This window comes from Escherichia sp. MOD1-EC5990, from assembly GCF_002965285.1.
Lineage (GTDB): Bacteria > Pseudomonadota > Gammaproteobacteria > Enterobacterales > Enterobacteriaceae > Escherichia > Escherichia coli_F.
On the sequence record NZ_PTRV01000022.1, the window covers coordinates 25,575 to 37,842 of the forward strand.

The window sequence follows — 12,268 nt, forward strand, 5'->3', positions numbered from 1 at the left end:
TGGCTACTTTTGCATCACCCGGTTTTATTTACGCACGAATGGTGTAATCACCAATGCCGATCCACTTGTAAGTGGTCAGTGCTTCCAGCCCCATTGGGCCACGCGCGTGGAGTTTTTGTGTGCTTACCGCCACTTCCGCACCCAGACCAAACTGGCCGCCGTCGGTAAAACGCGTAGAGGCGTTAACGTAAACAGCGGACGAATCCACTTCGTTAACAAAACGCTGGGCATTACGCATATCGCGGGTCAGGATCGCATCGGAGTGTTGCGTACCGTGTTCACGAATATGGGCGATGGCATCGTCAAGATCGCTGACGATTTTGACGTTCAAGTCTAATGACAGGAACTCATCGTCATACTCTTCGGCTTTAACAGCCACCACCTTCGCGGGGCCTGCCTGCAACTGCGCCAGCGCAGTTGCGTCAGCGTGTAATGTCACGCAGCTTTCCGCCATTTGCTTGCTTAATGCGGGCAGGAAGCTATCTGCGATGTTTTTATTTACCAGCAACGTTTCTACCGTATTACACGTGCTCGGGCGCTGAGTTTTCGCGTTGACAATCACTTTCAATGCTTCAGCGATCTCTGCACTTTCATCAACGTAAATATGGCATACGCCTATACCACCTGTGATTACCGGAATCGTCGACTGTTCGCGGCACAGTTTATGCAACCCAGCCCCGCCGCGTGGGATCAGCATGTCGATGTATTTATCCATACGCAGCAGTTCACTGACCAGCGCACGGTCAGGATTATCAATCGCCTGCACGGCACCCGCCGGTAAACCGCAGGATTTCAGGGCGTCCTGAATCACCGCCACCGTTGCAGCGTTAGTGCGACAGGTTTCTTTGCCGCCGCGCAGGATCACCGCGTTACCGGTTTTCAGGCACAGTGAAGCAACATCAACCGTCACGTTCGGGCGCGCTTCATAAATTACACCAATCACCCCCAGCGGTACGCGACGGCGTTCCAGACGCAGGCCGCTGTCCAGCACCCCGCCATCAATTACCTGCCCCACTGGATCGGCGAGGTTACATACCTGGCGCACATCATCGGCAATGCTTTTCAGCCGTGCGGGCGTCAGTGCCAGGCGGTCAAGCATCGCTTCGCTAAGGCCATTGGCACGCGCGTCAGCAACATCCTGGGCATTAGCATTGAGGATGCTTTCGCTTTGTGCTTCCAGTTCATCGGCGATTTTTTCCAGCACGCGATTTTTTTCGCGACTGGAGAGTTGCGCTAAATTATACGAGGCTTGCTTCGCGGCAATGCCCATTTGTTCCAGCATCGGCTGCTCCTTAACGGGTAATCATATCATCACGGTGAACGGCAACCGGGCCGTATTCATATCCCAGTATTGCATCAATTTCTTGCGAGTGATGTCCGGCAATACGGCGTAATGCATCGCTGTTGTAACGACTGACGCCGTGGGCGATATCGCGACCTTCAAGGTTGCAAATGCGAATGACTTCACCACGCGAGAAGTTGCCGGTTACGCTTTTAATGCCTTTCGGCAACAGGGAGCTGCCGCGTTCAAGAATGGCGGCGGTTGCCCCTTCATCTACCGTGATTTCACCCGCAGGCGGCGCACCGAAAATCCAACGTTTGCGGTTTTCAAGCGGAGTCGCCTGGGCATGGAACAGCGTACCGACGGAAATACCTTCCATCACATCACCAATGACACCCGGCTTACTGCCCGCGGCAATAATGGTGTCGATACCCGCACGGCAAGCCACGTCAGCGGCCTGCAATTTAGTGCTCATGCCGCCGGTTCCAAGACCTGAAACGCTATCACCGGCAATCGCGCGCAGTGCGTCATCAATGCCGTACACATCTTTAATCAGTTCTGCCTGCGGATTGCTACGCGGGTCAGCGGTATACAAACCTTTTTGATCGGTCAGCAACAACAGTTTATCGGCACCTGCCAGAATCGCCGCCAGTGCCGAAAGGTTATCGTTATCGCCGACTTTAATCTCTGCAGTAGCGACAGCATCGTTCTCATTGATTACCGGAACGATGTTGTTATCGAGCAGTGCACGCAAGGTGTCGCGGGCGTTCAGGAAGCGTTCACGGTCCTCCATATCAGCACGAGTTAGCAGCATCTGCCCGACGTGAATACCATAAATCGAAAACAGCTGTTCCCACAGTTGAATCAGTCGACTCTGCCCTACCGCCGCCAGAAGTTGTTTCGAGGCGATAGTCGCTGGCAGTTCCGGGTAACCCAGGTGCTCACGTCCGGCGGCAATCGCACCCGACGTCACAATTACAATCCGATGCCCGGCGGCATGTAGCTGCGCACACTGGCGAACAAGTTCAACGATATGGGCACGGTTCAGGCGGCGCGATCCGCCTGTTAGCACACTGGTGCCGAGTTTTACCACCAGCGTCTGGCTGTCACTCATGATTCTCTGCCATTCAATTTTAGGGAAAATGATATCAAACGAACGTTTTAGCAGGACTGTCGCCGGTTGCCAACCATCTGCAAGCAAAGCATGGCGTTTTGTTGCGCGGGATCAGCAAGCGTAGCGGCAGTTGTTTACGCTTTTATTACAGATTTAATAAATTACCACATTTTAAGAATATCATTAATCTGTAATATATCTTTAACAATCTCAGGTTAAAAACTTTCCTGTTTTCAACGGGGCTCTCCCGCTGAATATTCGCGCGTTAATTAAAATCAGGAATGAAAATGAAAAAGAGCACTCTGGCATTAGTGGTGATGGGCATTGTGGCATCGGCATCCGTACAGGCCGCAGAAATATATAACAAAGACGGTAATAAACTGGATATCTATGGCAAAGTTAAAGCCATGCATTATATGAGCGATAATGACAGTAAAGATGGCGACCAAAGTTATATTCGTTTTGGTTTTAAAGGCGAAACACAAATTAACGATCAACTGACCGGTTATGGTCGCTGGGAAGCAGAGTTTGCCGGAAATAAAGCAGAGAGTGATACTGCTCAGCAAAAAACGCGTCTTGCCTTTGCCGGGTTGAAATATAAAGATTTGGGTTCTTTCGACTATGGTCGTAACCTGGGGGCGCTGTATGACGTGGAAGCATGGACCGATATGTTCCCGGAATTCGGCGGCGATTCCTCCGCGCAGACCGACAACTTTATGACCAAACGCGCCAGCGGTCTGGCAACGTATCGGAACACCGACTTCTTCGGCGTTATCGATGGCCTGAACTTAACCCTGCAATATCAAGGAAAAAACGAAAACCGCGACGTTAAAAAGCAAAACGGTGATGGCTTCGGCACGTCATTGACATATGACTTTGGCGGCAGCGATTTTGCCATTAGTGGGGCCTATACCAACTCCGATCGCACCAACGAGCAGAACCTGCAAAGCCGTGGCACGGGCAAGCGTGCAGAAGCATGGGCAACAGGCCTGAAATACGATGCCAATAATATTTACCTGGCAACTTTCTATTCTGAAACGCGTAAAATGACGCCAATCTCTGGCGGCTTTGCCAATAAGACGCAGAACTTTGAAGCAGTCGCTCAATACCAATTCGACTTTGGCCTGCGTCCATCGCTGGGTTATGTCTTATCGAAAGGGAAAGATATTGAGGGCATCGGTGATGAGGATCTGGTCAATTATATTGATATCGGTGCTACATATTATTTCAACAAAAATATGTCAGCGTTTGTTGATTATAAAATAAACCAACTGGACAGCGATAACAAATTAAATATTAATAATGATGATATTGTCGCGGTTGGGATGACCTATCAGTTTTAATGGAGATTGCCGGATGCGGCGCATCCGGCACTTTTCACTCACGCGGTTAACTTCACCGGTTCATCACGAAAATCATCCGCCGGTTCCAGCTTCAGATTCAGTGTCGTCAGCAGTTCACGCAGCTTCTCATGAAACTCACGCAGGGTATGTTCCAGTCGCTCAACCACTTCGGCATCTTTTACCGGAACGTTCTTCCAGTCGCCTGCTTTATCGAACAGACCAAACTGGTAGCTGTAAGTAAAACGGGATTCCTGCGCTTCAAGCTCCATCCACCAACCCCAGAACTCACGCACTTCCGGCGCTGGTTTCACGTTGACGCATACAGCCAGACAATCGAAAAAGAATCGATTATCTTCGCACTTACCTTCACGAATATAGGGGCCTAGTGCGGTAAATTTTTTGATCAATCTGCTCTTCGGGTGTCCACTCGGTAACGTCATTGCGATCTCCTGTTGTGATGCACCTGTTTTACCAAACTGGTAAAATTTAGCAAATTTTTAACACAATCGTTTTTCGATCCAGCTCGTGATTTCCTGAAGACCTTTGTCAAAATTCCGATACACGGGGTTAAACGGAATCTCTAACAATTTACCATCAGCAGATGATGAGGTGATTAAGCGAGAGTCCTCTTCCGGGCTGAACGGATCGTTCTTCCAATAGCCTGATAACATTGGCGTTGGGCAGCGACGGCCCAGCAATCCTTGCACTTTTAATGAATAACGATTCAGTTCCACACGCAACGCTTCATCGGAAGCATCATGCATCCCCAAACGACTCGCCAGAACGTCAAGATACATTTCCGGCACCTGTTGCTGGCACTTAAAATCACTCAACAGGGTATGAACTACCGGACCAAGACAGGCAACCGCTTTCAGACGCGGCGATTCAAGATATGCCAGACGCACAGCAACGTTAGCGCCAAAACGGAAACCAAAGGCCGCGACACGGGTGTGATCCACCCACGGGACGTTAGGCAGCGCCTTTAAGACGTGCTGATGCAACAGGCTGGAGTCCTGGGTGAGCTTCCATTTTGAAGAAAAGCCCACCGACGGCATATCAATAGTCAGCATCGCAATGCCGCGCGGGGCAAAATAACGTTCATACAGACTGTAATAATCCGTCTGCATCGCATCCAGACCACCACACATTAATACCGTCGGGAACGGGCCATCGCCTTTCGGCATATGCAAAAAGCCGGTGATGGGCGCACCGCCTGGTACGGTAAACTCCATCTGCCGCATCGTGCCCGGCAGACGTTGGGCGGCCTCTTCATAGGCACGGTTTGACAAAGCCTGCGCTTGCTCGGCCAGGTCATCCCCTTTCAGATGAGGATAGGCGGCAATGTTGTACAACGTGGCCGCATGCAGCCAGTGACGACCACTGAGTTGTGGATCTTCTTCCGCACAAGCTTTTTGTTGCCACACCATCGCCTGGGTGGCCCATTCATAAATCCAGTTGCCGCCGCGGTAGCCAATCACCGTATCGTATAAATCATCGTCGGTACGTTCAGCATCGCTCATCACAATACGCGCCTGAACGTCGAGGATTTCACGTGGGTCAATGCCGCGCCAGATCCACATCAGACGGTTTATCATGCGATACCAGTGGGGGATGGTTTTACCATCAAGGGCCGACTGCACAGGCGGTTGTGCGCCGTGATTAAAGCGGCGGACTAGCGTCGAGGTTTCAGGATGTTTAAAGCGGGGTTTGAACAGGGTTTCGCTCAGGTTTGCCTGTGTCATGGATGCAGCCTCCAGAATACTTACTGGAAACTATTGTAACCTGCCTGAAGTTAAAAAGAACAACGCCCGGCAGTGCCAGGCGTTGAAAAGATTAGCGACCGGAGATTGGCGGGACGAATACGACGCCCATATCCCACGGTTGTTCAATCCAGGTATCTTGTGGGATATCAACAACATAATCATCAACCAGCGGACGACCTGCCGGTTTAGCGAAGATGGTGACAAAGTGCGCTTTTGGATACATTTCACGAATCGCAACTGCAGTACCGCCGGTATCCACCAGATCATCAATAACGATGAAGCCTTCGCCATCGCCTTCTGCGCGTTTCAGCACTTTAAGCTCGCGCTGGTTGTCGTGATCGTAGCTGGAAATACAAACGGTATCGACATGACGAATACCCAGTTCACGCGCCAGTAACGCACCCGGTACCAGACCGCCACGGCTTACGGCAATAATGCCTTTCCATTGTTCAGAAGGCATCAGTCGGCTTGCGAGTTTACGTGCATGGATCTGCAACATGTCCCAGGTGACGATGTATTTTTCGCTCATGTGAAGTGTCCCAGCCTGTTTATCTACGGCTTAAAAAGTGTTCGAGGGGAAAATAGGTTGCGCGAGATTATAGAGATCTGACGCACTAAAAACCAGTATTTCACATGAGTCCGCGTCTTTTTACGCACAGCCTCTCCCTGACGCGGGATAAAGTGGTATTCTCAAACATATCTCGCAAGCCTGTCTTGTGTTGACAACATTTTCTGCTAACCCTGTGACCTGCAATACTGTTTTGCGGGTGATCGACAAGGAGACTTAACGTGTCTGAACTGTCTCAATTATCTCCACAGCCGCTGTGGGATATTTTTGCCAAAATCTGTTCTATTCCTCACCCGTCCTATCATGAAGAGCAACTCGCTGAATACATTGTTGGTTGGGCAAAAGAGAAAGGTTTCCATGTCGAACGCGATCAGGTGGGTAATATCCTGATTCGTAAACCTGCTACCGCAGGTATGGAAAATCGTAAACCAGTCGTCTTGCAGGCCCACCTCGATATGGTGCCGCAGAAAAATAACGATACCGTGCACGATTTCACTAAAGATCCTATCCAGCCTTATATTGATGGCGAATGGGTTAAAGCGCGCGGTACCACGCTGGGCGCGGATAACGGCATTGGTATGGCCTCTGCACTGGCGGTTCTGGCTGACGAAAACGTGGTTCACGGCCCGCTGGAAGTGCTGCTAACCATGACCGAAGAAGCCGGTATGGACGGGGCGTTCGGCTTACAGAGCAACTGGTTACAGGCTGACATTCTGATTAACACCGACTCCGAAGAAGAAGGTGAAATCTACATGGGTTGTGCTGGGGGTATCGACTTCACCTCCAACCTGCATTTAGATCGTGAAGCCGTTCCGGCTGGTTTTGAAACCTTCAAATTAACCTTAAAAGGTCTGAAAGGCGGTCACTCCGGCGGTGAAATCCACGTTGGCCTGGGTAACGCGAACAAACTGCTGGTGCGCTTCCTTGCGGGACATGCAGAAGAACTGGACCTGCGTCTTATCGATTTCAACGGCGGCACACTGCGTAACGCCATCCCGCGTGAAGCCTTTGCGACCATTGCTGTCGCAGCTGATAAAGTCGACGCGCTGAAAACGCTGGTGAATACCTATCAGGACATCCTGAAAAACGAGCTGGCAGAGAAAGAGAAAAATCTGGCCTTGTTGCTGGACTCTGTTGCGAACGATAAAGCTGCCCTGATTGCGAAATCTCGCGATACCTTTATTCGTCTGTTGAACGCCACCCCTAACGGTGTGATCCGCAACTCCGACGTAGCAAAAGGCGTGGTTGAAACCTCACTGAACGTCGGTGTCGTGACCATGACCGACAACAACGTAGAAATTCACTGCCTGATCCGTTCTCTGATCGACAGCGGTAAAGACTACGTGGTGAGCATGCTGGATTCGCTGGGTAAACTGGCAGGCGCGAAAACCGAAGCGAAAGGCGCATATCCTGGCTGGCAGCCGGACGCTAATTCTCCGGTGATGCATCTGGTACGTGAAACCTATCAGCGCCTGTTCAACAAGACGCCGAACATCCAGATTATTCACGCGGGCCTGGAATGTGGTCTGTTCAAAAAACCGTATCCGGAAATGGACATGGTTTCTATCGGGCCAACCATCACCGGTCCACACTCTCCGGATGAGCAAGTTCACATCGAAAGCGTAGGCCATTACTGGACACTGCTGACAGAACTGCTGAAAGAAATTCCGGCGAAGTAATTACAATAATGTCCACGCCTGCGGGCGTGGACTACTGTTTGAAGCCAATGGCTATCTATATCGAAATAACAAAACATTATGAAACTCATGAAAAGGTCGCATATTTATATAGCTGCGACCATATTTCATGGGGAGAATTTCTGATCACCAAAGAAAGTTTTGCGCTGGAATCCGTGAAAGAACTTAAGGGTGAAAAGCAGAATTTTTATATGTTCAGAGCCTGGGGCAAAGTCAGGAAAACATACTTAGCCACGGGAGAATTTCCCCAGGAAACATGTTACGCCGCTTAAAGTCAGAATCATTTTTTCACGCGTTTTACATTTACCATTTTAGCATTACGCCTGCACCACATGGCAATGGCGGCAGCTACTAATGCCAGTTCCAGTAAAAACGACCAGTGTAATAAAAAATTGAGCCACCACGGATGATGTACCGCCGTAATATGAAAGAGTGCAAAGGGTTGGTTAACGAAAGGCATCAACCACCAGATATCACCGACCAGCGTATCAAGCAACAAATGCACAATACCATTCAGGCAAAACACCACGCCCAGCCACGCCGGAAGTTTATTCTTCGCAATTGCGGCCCAGACTAATGTCGCCGCCAGCAGAGCAAACCATAATAATGGCCAATGAGACGGGTAAAGATGATGATGTCGTTGCCCGTTATCCACCAGATAACACCAGAAGAGATCAAAATCGGGTGCAACGGCCCCGACTAAGCCAATAACCATCGCCCACCGCGCATGACGAGAAATCAGCGGTAGGCGTTTCACTAAAGTACAAGTTATTAAATATCCAGCCGGAAGATGACCGATAAACATGACGAATCCTTTCATTTTTGCCCGCCGCTTTCACGAAGAAAACGGCGGGTGACATTCCTCTATTACACAGCGATAAAAGCCATCCCTGTAAACGTCCGTCGCGGGTTGCCACGTTCAATCTGGTGATGGAACATTCGCCGCTGCGATTTCAGCGCCGCGCTATTTTCCTGTCGCTGTTGTTCCAGCTTCCAGGCAATCAGTAATCGCGCCAGCCGTTTGTTAGCATGCTGGCTGCGCTCTGACTGAACCTTCACGCTAATCCCGGATGCCAGATGCGTGGCGCGTACCGCCGAGTCGGTTTTATTGACATGTTGACCGCCCGGCCCCGACGAACGCAGCGTCTCATAATGGATCGCATCGGATTGCTCCTGCTCATCTGAAGTAAAACGCCCAATGCCCAGAAACCAGTTTTTGCGCCCATGATGAGGGCGATACGGACTCGGACAAATCCACTGGATAGTGCCACACCAGCTTTCGCTTAGTGCCCATGCGTTGTCGCCATCAAGTGAAACCAGCGCCGAACGCAGTGTGTCAGAGTAGCGACCCGTTTCTGTTTCCAGCACCGTTACCGCGACGTCTTGTCGGGCAGCTTCTTTAATCAGCCTGTCCAGTGCCTTTTTCACTGCGAGACAACATTCTTCCGGCCCCTGAGCTGAGGAGAGTTGTAGCAAGATCATCCTTTTTTCCCTCCACTGTTTTTGAGCGTCAGCACCGGACGCAGTCGCGCGACAGGAATAATTAAACCGGCCTGCACCAGACATTGCACCACACTTTCAGCCGATTTATAGGCTTGTGGCGCTTCTTCAAAGATGAGTTGTTTATCGCGACAAATTACCCGACTGCCAAGTTCAGTACGTGAGAGTTGCGTCGCCGTGTGTTTCGCTGCCAGACGCCCTTTACACTCGGTGCGCCCCCATTTACGCCCTGCCCCATGCGCCAGCGAGTGGAGCGTTTTTTCGTTCGCAACAGGCTTAACCAGCCAGGAGTAATCACCGCGTGAACCGGGAATAATCACCAGACCGTTGTCATCCGGCGTAGCCCCTTTACGGTGTAACCATCCTTGTTGATCGCCGATTCGACATGCGCTAACAAAGTTATGCGCCACATCCAGAACCGAATTTCCGTTGGCCTTAACTTGTTGCATTATGCGCAAAGCGATCAGCTGGCGATTAATACGCGCAAACGCCAGCGCATCGTCATGTTCCGCAATATACCGTAGCGCGTCGTCACTGCCTTGAGGCAAACCATGATGCGAAAACGAGGCAATATGCCGCTGTAAAATAGACTGCCCCAGCCCCCTCGAGCCGCTATGAACCAGCAGTTGCAGATGCTGCGCATCCAGACCTGCCAGTGCAAACAGTTCCGCGTCGATGATTTGATCAACTTTTTGCAGTTCTGCGAAGTGGTTTCCGCCACCGATAGAGCCAAGCGCGCAGCGCCACGGATGCTGTGCAAACGCTGACGGCAGGTTTTCCTCCAGCCAGCTTTCTTCAGCAACGTCATCCAGCGCAGATAATCGCTTTTCAAACTTATCGGCGTTGTATTTACGCGCGAGAATATCTGTTTGCCATAGCGCCATGCCGCAGCCGATATCATTGCCGACCAGTGCCGGGTAAAAACGGCCTACGGAGAAGAACGCTGCGCCAATCGGATAGCCGCGTCCGGGGTGTAAATCTGGCATCCCTACTACGCGTTGCATGTCGGGTAAATTTGCCGAGGTGTGTAATTGTTGGATCGCTGAACTCTCGATCCACAGGTCATCAGATGCGATGGTAAATACCGCATCGGATAAGGGACGAATATATTTGCCCATGTATCATTCCATTTATACTCGTCATACTTCAAGTTGCATGTACTGCGACTGCGTTCGTTCACCCCAGTCACTTACTTTAGTAAGCTCCTGGGGATTCACTCGCTTGTCGCCTTCCTGCAACTCGAATTATTTAGAGTATATAAATATAAAAATCAAGAAATGGCAGACGAATCCAGGGCAAGAAAAAAAGAATTAATCCTGGAAAGGTCTGCAAAGAGTCATTGATAAAGGATTTTTCATGATTTACCTCCTTGCAGTTTGTGGAATAAGAAAACGCGCACATATTAGGCGGGCGTTATTTTCATTGCAAGCTGGATTTAGTGTTGCGGTTTATATCGCATATGAAAATTAGTAAACCACGCTCCCCGGCATTCAACGCGCTGCTGCTTAACTGTCTGAAAACCATAACGTTCAAAAAAGGGTTTTGCGGTTATGCTGGCATCTACCGTAAGTTCGGATTCAGACTTAATCAAAGGTTTTAACAAAGCGCTGGCAACCCCGCAGCGGTTGTATTTCGGATCAACAAATAACATATCGATATAATGCTCAATGCAGGTAATAAAGCCGACCAGTTGTGTATTAATAACCGCAACCCGCACTTGTGATTTCGCGAGTTTCTCTTTCCATCGATGTTCATCAATCTGCGCCCAGGCGGCAATTTGTTGTGGTGAATAATGCTGACTAGCGGTCATCGTAACCGCTCTAATAAAAATAGCGCATAGTTGCTGAAAATCGCCAGGCTGATAGTTCCTTATTTGTATATTATTCATAATCCCAGCACCAGTTGTCTTTCCATTTGCGGATCAAGCAACGTCACATGCAGCCCCACCAGTCGCACACCGCGCCCGCCACGGCGTTCATCCCAGGTTTTACGCGCAGTGGCGATCAAGTCAGCTTTATTCAGCCGCGGCCAGACGTGTTCCTGGGTGGTTTGCTGAAAATCGTCGAACTTTAATTTCACCCCCTGGCGGGCAATCAGTAAATCAGGTTTTACCTTTGCCAGACGACGTTCAAGTTCCGGGTACAACCGCTCGATGATCGCTTCACATTCAGACCAGTGATGAATATCTTCCGCCATCGTGCGTTCTACACCGACGGATTTTCGCAACCTTTCGCTGTTAACGTCGCGCTCGTCAATGCCCTGACTACGCTCCCACAAAATGCGGCCAAATTTGCCAAAGCGTTTAAGCAATGTCACCAGATCACACTTTTGTACATCGCCGCAGGTTCGTAGCCCCATCGCTTCCAGTTTTGCCGCCGAGACTTTGCCGACACCGGGAATTTTTGCCAGCGGTAAGGTTTGCAGAAATGCCGGAACTTCTGCTGGCGTAATCACAAACTGACCGTTGGGTTTATTCATGTCTGAGGCGATTTTGGCGAGAAACTTGACCGGCGCAACGCCCGCAGACGCCGTCAGTTGCAGCTCGTTGAAGATCGTCTGGCGGATTTCCTGAGCGATAAGGGTCGCAGAGCCGTGGCAATGGACACTATCGGTGACGTCGAGATAGGCTTCATCCAGTGACAGCGGCTCAATACGCGATGTGTAGCGAGAGAAGATTTCGCGGATATGATTTGACGCTTCTTTGTAGGCGTCAAAGCGCCCTGGAAGCAAGGTGAGATGCGGACACAGTTTGAGCGCCATGCCGGTTGGCATTGCGCTACGCACGCCAAATTTACGCGCAGGATAATTGGCGGTGCTGATCACCCCCCGGCGTTCGCGGCTGCCGCCAATAGCAATAGGGATATCGCGCAGGGCGGGATTGTCGCGCATCTCCACCGCGGCGAAAAAGCAGTCCATATCCACATGAATGATTTTACGCATTGCTCACCTCTCAATACTGGTAAAGTATACAGTGATTTCAGAGTTTGAGAAATGCGTAAAG

General features: G+C 50.4%; 13 protein-coding genes. 3 read left to right on the plus strand and 10 right to left on the minus strand.

Going from position 1 to position 12,268, the window contains the following annotated elements:
• Positions 1-28: 28 nt before the first annotated feature.
• Together proA and proB are read right to left on the minus strand one after the other, a co-directional pair.
• Complete coding sequence (gene proA / locus BEB42_RS20525) at positions 29-1,282, minus strand: glutamate-5-semialdehyde dehydrogenase (protein ID WP_105267521.1); 1,254 nt, start codon at positions 1,280-1,282, stop codon at positions 29-31.
• A 10-nt stretch (positions 1,283-1,292) separates the two neighbouring features.
• Positions 1,293-2,396: a glutamate 5-kinase gene (gene proB / locus BEB42_RS20530; RefSeq protein WP_001285288.1), complete on the minus strand. Its 1,104-nt coding sequence runs from the start codon at positions 2,394-2,396 to the stop codon at positions 1,293-1,295.
• Between the two features lie 287 nt (positions 2,397-2,683).
• Here proB and phoE point away from each other — a divergent pair, with 287 nt between their 5' ends.
• The gene (phoE, locus tag BEB42_RS20535) at positions 2,684-3,739 is read left to right on the plus strand and encodes a phosphoporin PhoE (RefSeq protein ID WP_105267522.1); all 1,056 of its coding nucleotides are present in this window, start codon (positions 2,684-2,686) and stop codon (positions 3,737-3,739) included.
• 38 nt (positions 3,740-3,777) lie between these two features.
• Here phoE and crl read toward each other — a convergent pair whose 3' ends face one another.
• The 3 genes from crl to gpt form a co-directional block, all read right to left on the minus strand.
• A complete protein-coding gene (gene crl / locus BEB42_RS20540) occupies positions 3,778-4,179 on the minus strand; it encodes a sigma factor-binding protein Crl (protein WP_000174675.1) in 402 nt (133 codons plus the stop codon).
• Between the two features lie 57 nt (positions 4,180-4,236).
• Entirely contained in the window at positions 4,237-5,481 is a 1,245-nt protein-coding gene (frsA, locus tag BEB42_RS20545) for an esterase FrsA (RefSeq protein ID WP_000189544.1), read from the minus strand.
• A gap of 91 nt (positions 5,482-5,572) precedes the next feature.
• A complete protein-coding gene (gene gpt / locus BEB42_RS20550) occupies positions 5,573-6,031 on the minus strand; it encodes a xanthine phosphoribosyltransferase (RefSeq protein ID WP_001291990.1) in 459 nt (152 codons plus the stop codon).
• A gap of 260 nt (positions 6,032-6,291) precedes the next feature.
• Between gpt and pepD the strand changes: the two genes are divergently transcribed.
• Complete coding sequence (pepD, locus tag BEB42_RS20555) at positions 6,292-7,749, plus strand: cytosol nonspecific dipeptidase (RefSeq protein WP_001293012.1); 1,458 nt, start codon at positions 6,292-6,294, stop codon at positions 7,747-7,749.
• 8 nt (positions 7,750-7,757) lie between these two features.
• A complete protein-coding gene (locus BEB42_RS20560; RefSeq protein WP_000106440.1) occupies positions 7,758-8,039 on the plus strand; it encodes a hypothetical protein in 282 nt (93 codons plus the stop codon).
• 8 nt (positions 8,040-8,047) lie between these two features.
• Here BEB42_RS20560 and BEB42_RS20565 read toward each other — a convergent pair whose 3' ends face one another.
• The 5 genes from BEB42_RS20565 to dinB all read right to left on the minus strand — a co-directional run bounded on the left by BEB42_RS20565 (position 8,048) and on the right by dinB (position 12,207).
• On the minus strand, positions 8,048-8,572 hold the full coding sequence (locus BEB42_RS20565; RefSeq protein WP_000469797.1) for a metal-dependent hydrolase: 525 nt from the start codon (positions 8,570-8,572) through the stop codon (positions 8,048-8,050).
• Positions 8,573-8,634: 62 nt separating this feature from the next.
• A complete protein-coding gene (prfH, locus tag BEB42_RS20570) occupies positions 8,635-9,249 on the minus strand; it encodes a peptide chain release factor H (protein WP_000602115.1) in 615 nt (204 codons plus the stop codon).
• Positions 9,246-10,385 carry an RNA ligase RtcB family protein gene (locus BEB42_RS20575; RefSeq protein ID WP_000521572.1) on the minus strand — a complete coding sequence of 380 codons (1,140 nt, stop codon included), beginning with the start codon at positions 10,383-10,385 and terminating at the stop codon, positions 9,246-9,248. The genes prfH and BEB42_RS20575 overlap by 4 nt, the downstream gene beginning before the upstream one ends.
• 317 nt (positions 10,386-10,702) lie before the next feature.
• A complete protein-coding gene (locus tag BEB42_RS20585) occupies positions 10,703-11,155 on the minus strand; it encodes a GNAT family N-acetyltransferase (protein ID WP_001059878.1) in 453 nt (150 codons plus the stop codon).
• Positions 11,152-12,207 carry a DNA polymerase IV gene (gene dinB, locus BEB42_RS20590; protein ID WP_001226166.1) on the minus strand — a complete coding sequence of 352 codons (1,056 nt, stop codon included), beginning with the start codon at positions 12,205-12,207 and terminating at the stop codon, positions 11,152-11,154. The genes BEB42_RS20585 and dinB overlap by 4 nt, the downstream gene beginning before the upstream one ends.
• Positions 12,208-12,268: the final 61 nt, after the last annotated feature.